The following is a 16423-nucleotide window of genomic DNA, read 5'->3' as shown; positions in this document are numbered from 1 at the left end:
AAGGATCACTATGTTAGTTTTTGACCCTATGCCAATTGGTGAAAATGCGTATCAACTGAGTGAAGTTACATTTAATGATGCTCTTAAAGTCTCAGCTATAGGTAAACAACTGAATGAAAAGCGTATTTCAGCCTTCCTTGGTTATTCGATTGGCAATATGAATCAACCGTTGAATATGACGGCACAAGAGCGTTATTTCTTAATGCTTAAATATGCAGAAAAGCAAACCAATACTTTAATTTCAGTAAATATAGATTTTTCAAAATGCTTCAAAAGTTGTTTGAGTTGGAAAAATGATATTTCAGAACAAGGTGTAACAGTTCGTCAATTAACTGGCGCAGAGACAGAGTATTTAGAAGCACATTGTGTAAATGCTGCTGAATGGATTGCCTGTCTATTGGCTTTTCAAATTAAGTATGAAAACCATGAGCAGTTAGGCCATTTCCCAGATAGATCTACGACGGACCTTCTTTTCAAACAGCAATTTGCAAAACGCTTAAACTTCTTAAAAGCACTTCCACAAAGTGAATTTAATCTAATTTATTTGGATTACCAAAAACTTAATAGCCAACTTTTTACCCATATCGAATTAAGTGTCAACAACGAAGGTTTCGTAGTGCGAAGAGGTGCAGATGACGCGCCATTACGATTTCGGCCCTCTACCTGTTTTATCGGAATCATCAAAGAGTTGGACGAGTCATTTGCTTAGTACAGCTCAAAACCTATCTAACCATTGCAAGATGTCTTTATACGAAACTTTAAAAATGCCGATTAGTTTTGAAGCTGATTATTACGCTTCAGATGCTTGGGAAGAACGTAAGAAAGAAATGGACCAAGAGGCACAGCAATTTAACACTCTACTCAAGTTAGGCAATGAAGTAATTAAAGGTTTAAATAATTTAGGTGGCAGAAGATGAAAACGACAAGGATTTTAGGAGAGGCGATTGGCATTCAAAGCCAAGGCATAATTGATAAAACAGAAAATCAAAGTAATGATCGACTTACAACTGCCATAATTGTAGGTCAATTCATGCGAGGTCGCTTTGATAAGCCTATGGTGATTCATCAAGCTAACATTCGTGGGCAGCTTGGACATGAGCCTCAAAACCCGTATTACAACGCAGTACAGGACTGTTTAGACACTGGCGTGCCGAGTGTGCAAGTTTTCCGAATCGGTAGCTTCACAGATGATGGTGGTGGTGAAAATGGTGATTTGTTACAATTGTCAATTGATTACCCAGCCGCGGCCTCAGGGAAAATTACATCAGCATCGAACGGTTTGGTTGATGTTTTAGGTAATAGCGTAGGCACTGTACATCAGCTTGATCCAAACAAAGCGTGGGGATTAGGTGCATTATGGGCTATACGTTTTGTCTTTGTTGATCAAAACAATTCAGCAAAAAATTTCAATATAACGAAAACAGGCCGTGTTACGACTGACATTATCGTTAATGGCTGGCTTCTATCTTCAAATATTGAAGCGGGTAACATGCAAAACGGTACTTTAACTTGCACGTTTGTATTGTCATTTGATGAAGAAACGCCATTGCAAACAATTGAAAATTTATCAAAATTTGTCGGTGGTAAGAGTGTTGGGTCGCCAGCTTGGTATGTTGAAGATTCGCCGTTTGGTGATGTTTTAGCTTATTTCGGTCAACCTAAATCTGTCGAGATTGCAATCTCAAATCTGATTAGTTGTGATGGAGCAACAAACACATTTGAACTTCCAAATGATCCTGATGGTTCTGCATCTACTCTGATCACATCTATTGTCTTGAATGGTGTTAATTACCCAATCAATGAAGACACGGGTTCGTTTAATTTACCACCTGACACGATCACAATTAGTTATAAGAGAAGGGAGAAACCTAACGAAGAGAGTGGATATCACTGGGGTTACTATATTGAAGTTGCGAACGTCGCCAGTGAAGACATGAGAGTTGAGCTTGTCGGTTATCAAAATGGTGTTGTTGAAGAATATTGGGATGGTTCACAGAATACCAATCCCACATTAGCCTTTGTTGAAGGAGATACACCCAAAGCTATTGTGTGTTTGTCACCCAAAGGGAGCCAGATTAGTTGTGAAGGTGCTGAATCTTTGATCAGATTTGGTTGGTTTACTGGTCAGTGGGATGTTGAGTTAGATGGCGTACTTCACCACACCAATGGCGATAATGTCCCTTACTTCCTCCGAAGTAATTTTGGAGATATCTTAGAAACTGGCGATGATGGTTTTATGAACATCCAAAACAAAGATAGCAATCCCCATCGTTTCAAATTCATCCCCTTATCTGAAACTGAATTTACCGCACCAACGAATAATCCAACGTTTCTTGAGCATGATGATGGAAGTTTAACTTTTTGTTTATCAGCTCAAGACTTTACAGAACAGTAATTAATATTCTGATCATTACAGCCACCTTCGGGTGGTTTTTTATTGGAACAAACATAAAGGTAAGTTTTACTGATAAATCAAAATAACTATAAATAAAACATTGGTGACATGACATGGCTGAGCCAGTTAGTAGTGGGGTGGGAGCAGCTGCTTTATTAAAGTTGTATGGGCTTCTAACAATTTTGTCTATTGCGGCATCTTTAGCATATTTAATTGTTGTTATGACGAGAATGCCTAGGACTCGTAAAGAATGGGTTGTTTCTTTAGTGACAACACTTATGGGTAGCATTGCAGGTGGATCTTTTGTTATCCAAAAATTCGGTATGCATGAATGGGCCTTAAATTGGTTTGGGATGTGTGCTCTTGGCGGCATCATTTTCTGTTGCGGTTTGCCCTTTTGGGCAATCGTAAGATGGACCTTTAACTATATTGAGAAGAAAGAAGGTTCCGATATTGTCGAAGTAGTAAATGAGGTCCGCAATTCTATTCAGGGGAAAGACAATGTTAATGACTGAAGAAGGATTTAAAGTACTTCGTGAAAATTTTGGCAAACTTAGCCAGAGTCAAGTCGATGGTATCAATTCTATTGTAACTGCTATTCATGCAGATAAAAACATTAGTCACGCACAAGCAGGTTACATGCTCGCTACTGTATGGCATGAAACGGCTAAAACGATGCAGCCAGTGATTGAGTATGGTTCCGAAAAGTATCTAAAGTCTAAGCAATATTATCCCTATATCGGCTATGGCTATGTGCAACTGACATGGTTGGCTAACTATAAAAGAATGGGCGATTACTTAGGGATTGATTTAGTAAAAACACCAAAACTTGCATTACAACCAGAAATAGCTGCAAAAATTATGATTGCTGGTATGAAAAAAGGGATGTTTACGGGCAAAAAGCTAAGTGACTATATCAATCAATCTAAAAAAGATTATGTGAATGCCCGACGGATTATTAACGGTACGGACAAAGCAGAATTAGTTGCTGGTTATGCTGATACATTTGAGTATGCATTGAGGCGTCCCTGACGTGATTATTCATTCTTGTAAACGCTCTTTTCCCTTGTTGGTTTTGAGCGTTTTAATTTTTGTAATAATACATGGTTGCACAGCCCACACCATAAAAACAAATGTGAGCATATCGGTATGTTTGCAATGTGTTCAACATTAACTCACCCTCAATAATCCTTCCCATGTGAACGGATTATTACTGAGTTTGTCACGTGACATCGACCAAGCTCTATTTGGCATGAAGCAGGGACCTACTCCAATTTTCCTTTTTCCAAATTTTTCTTGGATTGCTTCATAAGCCTTCATCAAGCGTTCTTTTTCATCAATATCTTGCATATCTGTTAATAAATCATATGTATGTGATGATTTCGGCTCAATGCAAGTGAAAATAACACCGCATTTTTTAAACTTTATGCCAGCTTTAAAAACATGAGTAATCATTATCGTGGCGGCTTTTACAAAATCCGTAACGCAATCTGTTGGTTCAGGAAACGCAAATGAAACAGACTTGTTGTAGTAAGGAACATTCGCATCAAATGGGTTTGATTGTGCAAATACAATCATGCATCCGCAGAGTGATTTATCAGAGCGAAGCCTTTTACAAGCATCTTGAGCGTGCATAGCAATGGCTTCTTTTAAATCTTGAAGTTCTGTTACTTTCTGACCGAAGGACCGGCTAGATATAATTTGTTTTTTACTTGGTGGGGTATCTTCGATTTCAATACAAGATATGCCTTGGAGTTCGCTAACAGTACGCGCCATCACGATGCTAAAAAGCTTTTTCATTTGAATGGGATTACTACAAGCTAGGTCAAACACTGTGTTGATGCCCATACTTTGCAGTTTCTTTGTATGTTGTCGGCCCACGCCCCAAACTTCAGATACATCAATCCTAGATAGATAATCTTCCTTATTACATAAATCCATTCTTGCTAAATCACACACTCCATTAAATTGTTTGTTTTTTTTAGCAATATGGTTGGCGATTTTCGCTTCCGTCTTGCTGCGTCCAATTCCAACGCAAACAGGCAATCCCAACCATTGCCAGAGGACATTTTTCATTTCATGTCCGTATTGCTCAAGATCTCTATAATATTCAAAAGATGTTAAATCGCAGAACACCTCATCAATTGAGTAACGCTCAATTTCATTGTTGGCAACAAATCCAGAAAGGATATTATAAAAACGTTTGCTCATTTCTTCATACATAGCGTAGTTGCTCGACATAACAACAACATCATTGCGCTCTACAAGGTCTCTGATTTGAAAAAGTGGCACACCCATCTTGATACCAAGATCTTTGGATTCTTGCGAACGTGCTACCGCACAGCCGTCGTTATTGCTGAGTACAATCACTGGCTTATTGTTCAGCTTTGGATTGAACACACGCTCACAACTGACATAGCAGTTGTTTACGTCAACTAGCGCAAAAATTCGATCTTTCATGGTCAACTTGAATAAGTTACAAAATCAAGATAAATGTTAGAACTTGGCTGCTGTGAATTCAAATTCAAAATATTGTGGATAAACAATAGGGCGACATTTGGTGTCGCTGCTTAGTGTGCATTTTGTCGGAAATCAATCATTTCAATCGAGATTTAAGTTGCTCAACTTTTGACAAAGCTTTCAACGCATCATCAATTTCAACAGGATTTTCTGCTACTGATTTTTCTAAATAATCGAGATGACGAGTGATCTTTTTAAACTGTCTGTTTTTTATATTTGAAATGATTTGATCATCAAGTAGAAGATCTTCAATCATATTCATTGAGGTTTGAAGGTCTTCAAAAGACACTTGAACATAGCCATCAGTTACGTCTGTATCGTCGGTTGTGTGATTGATTAATCTTTTAATCGTATAGGAACCAACGTTGAGGCTATTGGCTACACTTGAGAATGTTCTTCTTAAATCATGATAGGTAAATGTAATACCAGTTAATTCCGCTATTTTAAGTCTAGCTTTACTTCTGTTTGTGACATGGCCTACACCTTGTCTAGCTTGAAAAACATATCTACCTCCTCCAGAACGCTCGAAACGCTTTTGCATAATATAGTGCAACGTTTTACCAATTGGTAAGGTGAGTGGTTCTCCATTTTTCGGATCAACTGAGGTAATTGATCCATATTTCAAATCTACATGCGGCCATTCTATTGTCTCGGCTTCTTCACGACGAAAACCTGTAAGCAATACAGTTAAAAGAAAGTCTTGGTTGGTATAAGCATTATGGTTTTTATACTGTTGTCCGACCCATTGAGTAGTAACAACTGCATCAAGCCAGTCTTTCATTTGATTATTTCTGATGTATCCCTTTCTTCTCTTAATTTTATTCCAAGATTTTTTAGCTTTGAGTGTGTTTACTGGATTAGAAACATCAATAATATTTTTATCATTTACATCAAGATAGTGTTCAACTGAAAAATTAAAGACAGCTCTAAAGAATCGCATCGCCAAGTTTGCACGCGCTTTAGATCGTTTTGTTAGTTCTGCATGTTTTTCTTGAACCATCTTCCGCGATATTTCAATTAATTTAATATCTCGCCATTCCACCAAATAATCTTTGATACATTGATCGTAGTCATCCAAAGTATTTTTGCTTAAATCACGTTCAGTTTTGTAGGCGGTGTAGGCATCTAATAGAGTGGGTTGCTGATCAGCTTTGGCATAATCGGCAAACATTTCTTTTTTAGCTTCTTGCTTTTCCGTGTTTGGATTAATACCTTGAGACATCAATCCTAGCAAATGGCTGGCTTTATCACGAGCTTGGGTAGGGGTTATTTCACCATGTTTTCCTATAGTGACACGTACTGAAGACTTGCCGTTACCAATACGACGTTCTACAACATATACTTTCGTATTAGTTACACGCAATGCAAAGCCAATAAGCTCTGAATCCCTATAGATAACTTGTTTACCAGGGGATAATGGCAACGAATCAACAAAAGTTTTTGTTAGCTTTGTTCTTTCAGATGCTGATGTCATGGTGTATCATCACGGCTGTTTGCAATAACTCGCAATAACATACAATATTTTTAACTGCCTACATAGTGCCTACAAAATTTCTTATTGCAAACGAAAAAAGAATTATGTAGAATTGGCATCAAGTTAAAGCATTGTATTAATTGCATTTAACTTTATAGGGCCTATAGCTCAGTTGGTTAGAGCAGCGGACTCATAATCCGTTGGTCCCGTGTTCAAGTCACGGTGGGCCCACCATATATATATATATATATATATATCAAGCACTTACATGCATTAATTGTAAGTGCTTTTTTATTGGCCAAATTTATGTAAGTGATATGTAATCAGTAAAATTAATAAGTCAGCGTGAAAAACAAGAACTATCTAGGTTTGGAAGATGCTGAATATTATTTATAGTTTTTCTAAATCAATTCAATGTACATCGAAATTAGAGAACAAGACTTTTTAAATAATTTGATGATCTAAATACTCTTTTTAGCCTAAGTAAGTTAGCTATGATTAGAGGATGATAAGGAAATGACTATTTATATTCCCGACATATTTAATATGAATTGTTTTTACAAAAAAAGATGAATAATAAAAATTGAAATGAAATCTATTCTAAAAGATTAAAATAGAAGGCGTAGTAAAAATTTGAACATATTCTTATTCGAAATATTTAAATTTTTATATCATAAAATAAGTTTGAAGCTAATTAAGTTTTAAAGCAACTTATGGTTGAAAGAAAAAATATATTAAATTTATTTATATCAAATATTTAAGGTGTTTGAATTTTTGAGTGAATTTTTAAATTTAGCTTTGAATGTAAAATAAATCAATAAGTAAAATAAATTATTGGACTATAGGGGATTTTCAGTTTTGTCATATTCCATTATTTTTGCTATATTATATTTTTTAATTATATAGATTACTAAAGTGAATAATGTCTTAGCTTTCACCATCATGTTAAGTTTATTGGGGTGTGAAAGTTTTGAAGATCATAAGAGCAAAGACTCTAATATTATTACAGAGTTTGATTCTTATATAATTGAGAATGATAATCGAAAAAATATGAGAGATTTGAGTAAAAGCTCTGCTTATATTCGGAAGTCCGAAATTAATTTAAATAAGGAAAAACTGATTGAAAAGTGCAAAAAACTCGTAGTTTCGAATGTAACAAAGAAAAAGACAGTTAGTTTTAATGATAATTTACGTGGTAATTACTATATAAATCAAAAAAGTGGAGATGTGTATATTTACCTAGAGTTCTGTGCCGAAAATGAGTTGGGGAATGCACAAGAATTCAAAGGGAAGTGTATATTTTCTATAGATGGACAGACTCAAGTAAATATTTTTGAATAGTTGGTACTAATTTATTTGTTCTAAATGAAAAGGGCTAAACCTCTATAAAATTAGGGGAATTTATGTAGCTATACTTTGAAGAGGCAATACTACATATTACTTTTTTCACTTTCTTCTTATTTTTATCTCACTTTAGTGAAAAACTGATACAACTCAAATTTAAGTAAAAGTGTCGTTAAACTCCAAAATATTGATAAATCGACTGTAAATTGAGCTCTTGTCGCTATTAATCAATATTAAACTTGCATAATTAAGTTAAAGCGCCTATAAAGCTAACTCGTCGGTGCGGGATGGAGCAGTCTGGTAGCTCGTCGGGCTCATAACCCGAAGGTCGTTGGTTCAAATCCAGCTCCCGCTACCAACCGACTTAATTAATTTTGCTCTGTGATGTATTTATAGTTGCTATTCTGGAAAGAACAAATAGCAATTGAATTAGCTTACATAATCCTAAATAAAGCTAAAAATTATTAGATTCTAGAAATGCAGTTATCTTCTTCTCATCTGTCTAGCGTTATAGTAAATCGAATCAATCACATGAGCTCAGAAATGAGTGATTTTGTGTTAAAAATTATTAATGAATGGCGTATGGCCAAAGCCAGTAATGGCAATGAAATTTGTGTGCAAATTATCCCACTTAAACGTCAACAGAATACGTTGCTAGGTTTTAAATGGGTTGAAGTTGGAAAGAGAGTACTTCTAGAGTCTGGTCAAGAGATTGACTTTAATCTAGATGGAAAAAGTTTCTACACTGATGTTAACCAGCTTTATCGTTTGACATAGATAATTCACACAATGGTAGTATCTTTTTTAGTAAAGATAGATTGGATCAAAATTAAAGTTTTGATCCATAAATAAACAAAGTTTAAAAGGTTTAAAAGTATGTCTGATAAAGCTACTGGTACTGTTAAGTGGTTCAACGAAACTAAAGGTTTTGGTTTCATTCAAGCTGATTCTGGCGAAGATTTATTTGCTCATTTCAGCGAAATTCAAAGCAATGGCTTCAAGGTTTTGAATGAAGGTCAACGTGTTTCTTATGTTCCTGGACAAGGTAAAAAAGGACCACAAGCAACACTTATCACTGTAATCTAATCACTTAGAGCAGTGTAAAAGCCCATCGATAGATGGGCTTTTTTATATTTGTTTAATGCACTAGCTTAATTAAATACTATTATAAATTCTAATCTGTTCCTCGATTCTTATGACGAAGTCGAGTTGCTATCAAACTTAATATAAGATCAAGAATGGCTCATTCAATTGAATATCTACAAAAGTGTTTATAGTGGTTCTTTTCTTTGAGTAGAATTCATTTCATGTCGGATTGTACTAATATTCTCGTAAATTACTCTACGCAATCTATTTATAGCACCTAAGGGTCTATGCTCAGGCAGTGAATGCCACGGCGTAAATGAAAGATTCTCACAAAATTCATTCTGAGCAGGCGTATCAAAAGTTTGTTGAGGTATATGGATCGTTGCAACTTGATAAAATGGGGCTTGAGCTTCTTTCCATTCTGTCATCGAATCTTCAACGAGCATTTTATTTGATGTTCTTGGTTGGATCAGAAACACCATACATGCATCACCTTTTTGTAAGCTATTCCGAAGCACTTCTCTTAAGAAGTCATGATTGGGCTGATCTGGCACAAGTGTTGTGTTTTGAGAACAAGGCCTTGCTGAATATTTAACTGCCTGACGGTCAGCGCCTAATCCTAATTGATAAGGCACCATTGACCAGTATCGGGCTTGTATTGGATTGGAAATTTTTGAATTTCTCGCTCTAAGCGCATTCATGGTTCCCCGCAAACCTAGCACAAATGGGATCTGCAATTTTTTGAACGTACTTCCACTATTTATATTCTGTATAAAGAATAAATAGCGATCAGGTTGATCTACAAAAAATACAGGATGATTAATCATAATAAAATCTTGAGTCATTGCTTGATTATCATTCTCCATAATCTTTTTTCCAGTAACACCTAAAATTTTGATTGCCATGCCGCGCGCATCTTTTTTATTGTCAGCTTGGGTGGCATCTCCTGAAGCATTGGAGAAACGAATCCATGCTGAATAGGTTTTATCAGCAATAAAAATGCCTTTCGCTAGGTTTGATGGTAACGATTTTGAGACATGGAATTCTGCCCGAACACAGCCATGTGCTTTAGGATGTGCATCACGTAGCACATGTCCTGCTGCGTACTGTTTACGAATACTTTGTCCAATTTGCTCAGAAATTTGTGCAGCCAAAATATTCTCGTTCGGCTGTAGCTTTTCACCTAATTCCGTATCAATGGTTGGATAGGGGATTTTATGTGCATTGGCCACAATGTTTGATTTTTGATGCTGATAAGCGCATCCACTTATGCTGATCAGTAGAGGAGTGATTGTGAAAAAGAAGCCAAAACGTACCAAAGCTCTTAGATCTAACATATATTTGCTCCGTAACATACATCAGTTTAGCAACATGCCTATGAATTAAAAGATCGTGAGTAGAAGAAATACGCTGATCTAGTCGATTTTTATGCTTGTGTTCTGTTTGGTCTAGCTTAGCCAATGGTCATTTGATGTGCTTTCCAAAATGGACTATTCAACCATCTTTGTTCTTGCTTATATAATGAATATCTTCGATTCTCATAGATTTTAATAATTTTATGAGTTTCTGCTAAATAGTGTTGATGAGCATCCTTATGTTGATCATATTGTACAATCGTTTCTGCGGCTTTCATTGCTGTATAAATTGCATTAAACAAACCTTGCCCTGCGATTGGATCAAATGCCAATAATGCATCACCGCAAGCAATCCAGCCTTCCCCCAAACCCTGTTTTAACCAAACACTACGTACATCATGACAACAGATATTTTTTCCAAATTCTAATTCACCAAAAAGCTCAGGTATGATCGTATTGGTTTTAATTATTTCATCCCAGTGTATAGGATAGTTGTGAAGTGCTGCTGCAGTTTTGGGAATTGTGTGATAACCAAGAACCCATTTTTGTTCTGAAATTTTCCCTGCATATAACCACCCATTTTTATGTGATGAAATGATGGTTTTACTGAGTGAAATACTTTTCTCAGGTTTAAATGTTCGATAAAGCGCAACCAATGGTACACCACGATGGCGCTGAATACCGAGTAGACGGATGATTTTGGCGCTGCGGCCTGTTGCATCAACGATCCATTTTGTTGTAATGGAGTTGCCACATTCCAATTGAATGTTCCATATATTGCGATCTTTTTTTAAATCCAAAATATTTGCACTAAATTGTATTGTTCCCTCAACATGAGCATGCTGCGCTAAAAGCATATCGAATTTTTGCCGATCAATCCGAAGCCCAAACCCATAGGGATCATGTAGAGCATCAGAAATGATGGGGGACTCGCTTCCCCAAAAAGACATATTCCCACCGACACGAGGTGAGTAGTAGCCATTGGCATGTTGCTCGGTTTGTAAACGTTCAACGATTGATTGAAGGCCGAGTTTGGTTAATAAGCGAATTGCCGATCCGGGGAGTGTTTCACCAAATTTATGTACTTTATGGCTTGGGTTATCAATGGTGCACACCGATAACCCAGCCAAAGCAAGTTGTCTTGCAGCGATAAGTCCAGCTGGCCCGCAACCTGCTATACAGACATCTACATTTAAGTTATCCATTTAGCGTTTTTGTACACGGACCGAGCGGAATGCCAATAACTGTTCATGACTAGCCCAGCCTGCTTTTTCTAAGTCGCTAAGTGGTTCCACCTTACTTTCTAATAAGTTGGTTGCATGTTCGGCAGCCGTTTTTAATTGACCAGCAATCAGTGTTTCAACATAGATATATTCAGGAATATCTGGATCGTCTTTTACACCTGCACGGACTTCAACAATACCCAGTTCATTAAATTGAGCAATCATACGCTTCATTACTTCGGCAGTATTTGCATTCTGGATTGCACGTAGCCAACTGTGACGTTGATTAAAGGCGGCGATACGTTCCTCTCTCGGCAGCTCAGGATTGATAACTTTTTGATAGTCTTGTTCTGTGAGAACGTGGTTTGGAACACGGGCTGCCCAAAATGTTGGAAGATAGGGATCGAAATCTGGATCGTACCCAGATCGGCAGAATGCAGTATCTCCTTGCCATGGGACTGCCATCCAGCGAGTAATACTGCCTGCGACTTGAGCATATAAGGGGCCATCAACTTGCTGAACTTTGATTGGTGTCATTGTTGAGCCATAGTCTGGTTCGGGATTTGTAGATGCACGTAATCTGATTCTGAATGGTGAACTATACATACTGGCATGACGCATCGGCCACGTCATTTCACAACCAGGATGGAAGGTATCGGCAAGACAATAATGCAAGGCCGCCTGATCTAATGTATGAGGTTGATCTTGTAATGGAACTTGATCTAAAGATGAAGGAGGTTTAATTTCTTCATTAGACCAATCATCGATAAAATTTCCGTCCACCCAGTTTCGGAGTAGGCCTTCTTGTAAACCCGTCATCGTCAGCATATTGCCAGGCCCATTTTCTGGAAAGCTTCCAAACGCATCGCCATATATCCAAGGCCAAATATGTGGCCACTGTACTGGTTCAGCTACGCTAGGTTGGGATGGTCTGAAACTATGCAAGATGGCACGGCGTAATTCACTATATGGATCAGCTAAATTTTTATTCTTTGATTGGAATGAAAGTTTAGCCAGCAGTGCAGGGTTATTAAAATCCATTGGGCAGCCTTTGCCAAAGTAGGCTGCAAAACCTTTATTTACCCACTGTAAACCGCCCAGACGTTTCAGGAGTGGCCAAATGTCTTTTGTAAAGGATGGTTTTTCTGACATCACCATCCAACCTGCATTGACGTAGACATCGCACATAAGATCGTACATAGTTCGCCAGCTCACGACATCTGGCGCATAGTTGGGTGGAGCAACAACAACCCACGCAGATTCAACGGGTATCGCGATTCCATTTATGGAAACTGTTGCAGTGACTGGGCCATCGGATGTGTCATCATACCAATCATCAGCATTATTAAAGCTTGGCGGATGGTCAGGATCATAAACAGGGGCATGGGTTGGAGATGCCGATTTACCATGCCCACCTAAGAATAATAAGTGTCCATTTTCATCTGTTTGAATTTCACCTAAAGGTACAGTCACAGCGTGTTCCGCTGCCGCTTGGAAAGTTCCCGTATCAAAACGATGTTCAGCACCACCCGAAACATTACGACCAAAAATACTGCGTGGACCTGGATCTATGGCTAATTTATGTCGATTGGCTGGTTTGACTTTGGGATTACGTAGCGTGAACGCATTATCAGGAGCATTGACGGCTTCTGGTATGTCCAGTGCATACTGAAATTGATACCATTCAGCTTTACGGTTGGCAACATGGACCGTCCAGACAATATCAGCATTGTCAGGATTCAGCTCACGGACTACGTCACCAGCAGCATTGTAGCCATAGATACGGAATCGAGCTGCTTGCCTTTTGATTGCACCAGTCTTATCTCGATAGCTATTGGGCTGCTGGGTTAGGTCTGTTGGAGCATCGACAAGCTCTGGTCCGATAAAAAACTCATTTTCACTGTCACCTACGCGAGCGACCCCAATTGCAGGATGGATTGCTGCACGAACGATCTTGGTATCCATACACGCTGCTGGGGAAATAACAGGGCGAGGAGTGTCAGGTTCACCTAGAGGCACACCGTTTACATTGCGGCGTAACTCTGCTGAGGCTGCGTAAACAACGCGTCTAGCATCTGCAATCGAACCGACAGGGGCGTGTTCAGCGGTGACGCGCCAAATATTCATTGCTAAGTTTTCACCGTATTCGGCTTGCCCTCGAGCTGAAATATCTTGAATGGGTATGATGATGTCGGCGACGTGAATAGGTGGGCTTAAATCTTCTGGCCAAACGACAGTTGCTTCGTCTAATGGCATACGTTCAGGATCTGTTCTGAGTTGGATCATGAAACGGAATCGTGCTTCAGAGACTTTTAATCTTGAGATTAAGTCGTTGGCTAAATAAGAAGGGTCATTAGGCGAATGGTTCGGTGGGTCAAGATAAAAAACCGGTTCTAATTTATATTTTACATATTCATTTGGACCAAATTGAAAGGGTAAACCACTCCAGTAAGCAGAAGCTAAAACACTGGCAACAGGTTTTGCCATCGCATCCAATAACTCTGACGTTTTCGGATGAGCTTTTAGATAAGGATCATAATCACCATCGACCACACCAGCTTTGGTAAATTCACACATATCTTTTGCAGTGTCTACAAAAAAAGCATCAAAATTCTGCATCAGGAAATCAAAGGTACTCGCATCAGGGTTACCGAGTATTTTGGTTCCCTCAACATCAAATAGTTTGACCCCGATACCAAGGGTAGATTTGAAATCCGTATTTGTTGGGGTTGTATCTGATGAAAAGCGAATCCAAGTAGGATAACGTTTACCCAGATTGGAAAATAAGCCGACACGGAGCTTCTCGGGTAAATCATCACGGATAATGAACTCAGCAGCAGCGATCCCATGAGGTTTCAAAAATACTGGTCGCATGGCAGGACATTGACCTTTACCAATTCTTCCAGCTTGGACCATGTCCACAAACATGGCTTTCAGAGATTCAATAGGGTCTTTTGTGCAATCGACACATGGCGTATTGTTGGGTGAATCTGATTTTAAGTGATCCATTTTTTGTCCTTATTATTTTAAAGTGTTTTTATTTTCATCGTTTATGAAAGTATAGAAAATATTGTAGGTGGTCAATATGTATGCAATGGAATAAATAAAATAATTTGATCGACTGTTTTTAATTAAATAGTCTTTAAGTTTTTCTTATTGAAAATATTTTATCAAAACTAAACAGTGGGAGTTTTTTGTTGGAAATAATATTGTTTTAATGAAATCTAAATAAATCTGAGTATTTTTTAGTTGGGTTTTATAATTTTGAACAATGTGAACCATTAATTTAAATGTTAATTAGTTCACATATTAATATCTAATTTATTAACTAGTAGTAACTTGCAATAATAACAGCATTCTTTTGATCTGGTAGCTGTTCGAAGCTAATGTCAGTGGTTGTATTCTTTTGTGTGTGAGTACTTAAGTCACTGAGGGAAATTGATTGAGAATCAATCTTATCTCTGATTTGATTCAACTGCTGACAGTCACTATTGTTATGCTGCTGAGAGCAAGTATCCTCTACAATACTTCCATTCATTTGGATTGTGCTTGCAGAATAACCCACCGAAGCAAATGCCATTAATGATAAAAGTAGGGCAGATTTATAGATATTGTTATACATGTTTATTGCCTTTTATAAGATGTATTAAGTATTAATTAACATAAGTATTATTATTAAGGCAATATTAAAATTAAATATTGATTAAATAGTTATTTAAAGTGTGATGTATTTAAAATTTTGCTTTTAAATTGATAATTAATATGTTTATTTTAATTTGTTAATTGTGTCACACATTTTTGTTTTAATGCGAATTTAAAAACCCTGACCTGTCTGGTATACATTATATGGTCGCTGTAACATATTTTAAAATTCAAATATGGAACTTAGGTATATCATTGTTACGGGGAAATTATCTGATTGCTATTTTGGGCAAGAAAAAAGCCTAATCAACGATTAGGCTTTTGTGACACTAATCCAGACTAAATTACATTGCCACAGATGTCTGTTGTACCTTGAGGGTAGCTGAATTGCAGTGCGTTGCGGTCAGTGATCATTTCAGATGATAGTTCTTGCCCATCTAAATGATTAGAATATATCGAGACTCCACTATCAATGTTAAAACTAAGATTTTCAAGTGCTGCAGGTAAGGTAGATTGATAGCCTTGATCAATGCCATTAAAGATAAATCCGACCTGTTTTGTTAGTTGATTAATATAGATACCTAAGCGTTGATAATTATTTGTATAAGTAGTCACTTTGGTATTCTGGTAATAGTCAACTGTCGTAGGTCCAGTACCATCACTAAGTTGATATCTCAGAGAGTAGCTTAAATCAGGTGGGTTTTCTCCAAAGTCTGGATCATATGTACCAGACTGAAAGCCGAAATTTGACCGAATTGCATAACCGTTATTTGTGACCCCTGTAATTAAAAATGAAGAGGTATAAGAAGAATCACCTGTAGGTGGTGGTGTTGGAATTTTTAGTTGCATTTCAAATGCGATAATTCCTGTTTTGGGGAGGGGGAAATCACCATTTTCATTGGTTGAGTTAAGTTGAGCTTTACTTGTAGCCACATAGTAAGCATATGCATCTTCATCTATAGGTGCAGAGCTCACGATGAAACCGAACTTTTGACCATTGATTTCAGGAAATTGCGTGACGGGGGTATATCCTGGATTTTGAAGGTTCCAAGTATCATAATCTTGCTGAGTTGCATCGAAATTATATTGGCACGTTTGTGGTTGGCTAGAACTACGTAAACTAAAGCTGGTAGATGATGCAGCTGTTGGTTGAGTACTGGTATTGTTTTGCGAACTATTCTGATTTTCACCACAGCCGAGTAGGGCTAGGCTAAGTGCCAATATGCTGAGTTTTTTCATTGATTGTTCCTCTGGTTTATTTTTCACGGCTTATTATCAAAAATAAGAAATGCGACTTTTTAATAAATAAATTTTAAAAAAAATTAATAGTTTAGGTGTATTTTATTTTGAATTTTATAAAAAAAAGACCTCTCGTTTGGGAAGA

General features: G+C 37.4%; 15 protein-coding genes and 2 tRNA genes. 10 read left to right on the top strand and 7 right to left on the bottom strand.

Annotated elements, in window-relative coordinates; translation table 11 throughout:
* Positions 1-10: 10 nt before the first annotated feature.
* From A7P55_RS17765 to A7P55_RS17745, 5 genes are all read left to right on the top strand, one after another.
* Entirely contained in the window at positions 11-709 is a 699-nt protein-coding gene (locus tag A7P55_RS17765) for a hypothetical protein (RefSeq protein WP_171553123.1), read from the top strand.
* Between the two features lie 31 nt (positions 710-740).
* The gene (locus A7P55_RS17760) at positions 741-917 is read left to right on the top strand and encodes a hypothetical protein (protein ID WP_171553122.1); all 177 of its coding nucleotides are present in this window, start codon (positions 741-743) and stop codon (positions 915-917) included.
* Positions 914-2395 carry a hypothetical protein gene (locus A7P55_RS22680; RefSeq protein WP_252727879.1) on the top strand — a complete coding sequence of 494 codons (1482 nt, stop codon included), beginning with the start codon at positions 914-916 and terminating at the stop codon, positions 2393-2395. The genes A7P55_RS17760 and A7P55_RS22680 overlap by 4 nt, the downstream gene beginning before the upstream one ends.
* Positions 2396-2508: 113 nt before the next feature.
* Complete coding sequence (locus tag A7P55_RS17750; RefSeq protein ID WP_171553121.1) at positions 2509-2910, top strand: hypothetical protein; 402 nt, start codon at positions 2509-2511, stop codon at positions 2908-2910.
* Positions 2897-3427 carry a hypothetical protein gene (locus A7P55_RS17745; RefSeq protein WP_171553120.1) on the top strand — a complete coding sequence of 177 codons (531 nt, stop codon included), beginning with the start codon at positions 2897-2899 and terminating at the stop codon, positions 3425-3427. Before A7P55_RS17750 ends, A7P55_RS17745 begins: the two co-directional genes overlap by 14 nt.
* A 138-nt stretch (positions 3428-3565) precedes the next feature.
* On the opposite strand, the gene A7P55_RS17740 is transcribed toward A7P55_RS17745, so the two are convergent.
* Both A7P55_RS17740 and A7P55_RS17735 read right to left on the bottom strand, forming a co-directional pair.
* Positions 3566-4855 carry a Y-family DNA polymerase gene (locus A7P55_RS17740; protein WP_171553119.1) on the bottom strand — a complete coding sequence of 430 codons (1290 nt, stop codon included), beginning with the start codon at positions 4853-4855 and terminating at the stop codon, positions 3566-3568.
* A gap of 136 nt (positions 4856-4991) precedes the next feature.
* Positions 4992-6389, bottom strand: a complete 1398-nt coding sequence (locus A7P55_RS17735; RefSeq protein WP_171553118.1) for an integrase family protein — start codon at positions 6387-6389, stop codon at positions 4992-4994.
* Between the two features lie 157 nt (positions 6390-6546).
* On the opposite strand from A7P55_RS17735, the gene A7P55_RS17730 reads away from it, so the two are divergent.
* The 5 genes from A7P55_RS17730 (at position 6547) to A7P55_RS17710 (ending at position 8819) form a co-directional block, all read left to right on the top strand.
* Positions 6547-6623 (top strand) — tRNA-Ile (locus A7P55_RS17730).
* Between the two features lie 708 nt (positions 6624-7331).
* On the top strand, positions 7332-7730 hold the full coding sequence (locus A7P55_RS17725; protein WP_171553294.1) for a hypothetical protein: 399 nt from the start codon (positions 7332-7334) through the stop codon (positions 7728-7730).
* A gap of 284 nt (positions 7731-8014) precedes the next feature.
* Positions 8015-8091, top strand: a tRNA-Met gene (locus A7P55_RS17720).
* Between the two features lie 185 nt (positions 8092-8276).
* Positions 8277-8510 (top strand): hypothetical protein, encoded by a 234-nt coding sequence (locus tag A7P55_RS17715; RefSeq protein WP_004807806.1) that lies wholly within the window; start codon positions 8277-8279, stop codon positions 8508-8510.
* A gap of 99 nt (positions 8511-8609) precedes the next feature.
* Entirely contained in the window at positions 8610-8819 is a 210-nt protein-coding gene (locus tag A7P55_RS17710; RefSeq protein WP_004807805.1) for a cold-shock protein, read from the top strand.
* 185 nt (positions 8820-9004) lie between these two features.
* On the opposite strand, the gene A7P55_RS17705 is transcribed toward A7P55_RS17710, so the two are convergent.
* The 5 genes from A7P55_RS17705 to A7P55_RS17685 all read right to left on the bottom strand — a co-directional run bounded on the left by A7P55_RS17705 (position 9005) and on the right by A7P55_RS17685 (position 16278).
* Entirely contained in the window at positions 9005-10156 is a 1152-nt protein-coding gene (locus A7P55_RS17705) for a catalase family protein (RefSeq protein ID WP_171553117.1), read from the bottom strand.
* A 116-nt stretch (positions 10157-10272) separates the two neighbouring features.
* Complete coding sequence (locus A7P55_RS17700; RefSeq protein WP_171553116.1) at positions 10273-11379, bottom strand: FAD-dependent monooxygenase; 1107 nt, start codon at positions 11377-11379, stop codon at positions 10273-10275.
* Positions 11380-14406, bottom strand: coding sequence for a LodA/GoxA family CTQ-dependent oxidase (locus A7P55_RS17695; protein ID WP_171553115.1), 3027 nt, complete (start codon positions 14404-14406; stop codon positions 11380-11382).
* Between the two features lie 319 nt (positions 14407-14725).
* Complete coding sequence (locus tag A7P55_RS17690; protein WP_171553114.1) at positions 14726-15019, bottom strand: type 1 fimbrial protein; 294 nt, start codon at positions 15017-15019, stop codon at positions 14726-14728.
* A gap of 359 nt (positions 15020-15378) precedes the next feature.
* Entirely contained in the window at positions 15379-16278 is a 900-nt protein-coding gene (locus A7P55_RS17685; protein WP_171553113.1) for a DUF4882 family protein, read from the bottom strand.
* Between the last annotated feature and the right edge of the window lie 145 nt (positions 16279-16423).

It is taken from the genome of Acinetobacter sp. Ac_5812, from assembly GCF_013072695.1.
Classification (GTDB): Bacteria; Pseudomonadota; Gammaproteobacteria; order Pseudomonadales; family Moraxellaceae; genus Acinetobacter.
This window is presented reverse-complemented; position numbering and strand designations above follow the sequence as displayed.

Coding starts and splice junctions, on each gene's coding strand:
- A7P55_RS17745 (WP_171553120.1), top strand. CDS start 2,897: ATGTTAATGACTGAAGAAGGATTTAAAGTACTTCGTGAAAATTTTGGC.
- A7P55_RS17715 (WP_004807806.1), top strand. CDS start 8,277: ATGAGTGATTTTGTGTTAAAAATTATTAATGAATGGCGTATGGCCAAA.
- A7P55_RS17695 (WP_171553115.1), bottom strand. CDS start 14,406: ATGGATCACTTAAAATCAGATTCACCCAACAATACGCCATGTGTCGAT.
- A7P55_RS17740 (WP_171553119.1), bottom strand. CDS start 4,855: ATGAAAGATCGAATTTTTGCGCTAGTTGACGTAAACAACTGCTATGTC.
- A7P55_RS17685 (WP_171553113.1), bottom strand. CDS start 16,278: ATGAAAAAACTCAGCATATTGGCACTTAGCCTAGCCCTACTCGGCTGT.
- A7P55_RS17735 (WP_171553118.1), bottom strand. CDS start 6,389: ATGACATCAGCATCTGAAAGAACAAAGCTAACAAAAACTTTTGTTGAT.
- A7P55_RS17710 (WP_004807805.1), top strand. CDS start 8,610: ATGTCTGATAAAGCTACTGGTACTGTTAAGTGGTTCAACGAAACTAAA.
- A7P55_RS17725 (WP_171553294.1), top strand. CDS start 7,332: ATGTTAAGTTTATTGGGGTGTGAAAGTTTTGAAGATCATAAGAGCAAA.
- A7P55_RS17765 (WP_171553123.1), top strand. CDS start 11: ATGTTAGTTTTTGACCCTATGCCAATTGGTGAAAATGCGTATCAACTG.
- A7P55_RS17760 (WP_171553122.1), top strand. CDS start 741: ATGTCTTTATACGAAACTTTAAAAATGCCGATTAGTTTTGAAGCTGAT.
- A7P55_RS17705 (WP_171553117.1), bottom strand. CDS start 10,156: ATGTTAGATCTAAGAGCTTTGGTACGTTTTGGCTTCTTTTTCACAATC.
- A7P55_RS22680 (WP_252727879.1), top strand. CDS start 914: ATGAAAACGACAAGGATTTTAGGAGAGGCGATTGGCATTCAAAGCCAA.
- A7P55_RS17700 (WP_171553116.1), bottom strand. CDS start 11,379: ATGGATAACTTAAATGTAGATGTCTGTATAGCAGGTTGCGGGCCAGCT.
- A7P55_RS17750 (WP_171553121.1), top strand. CDS start 2,509: ATGGCTGAGCCAGTTAGTAGTGGGGTGGGAGCAGCTGCTTTATTAAAG.
- A7P55_RS17690 (WP_171553114.1), bottom strand. CDS start 15,019: ATGTATAACAATATCTATAAATCTGCCCTACTTTTATCATTAATGGCA.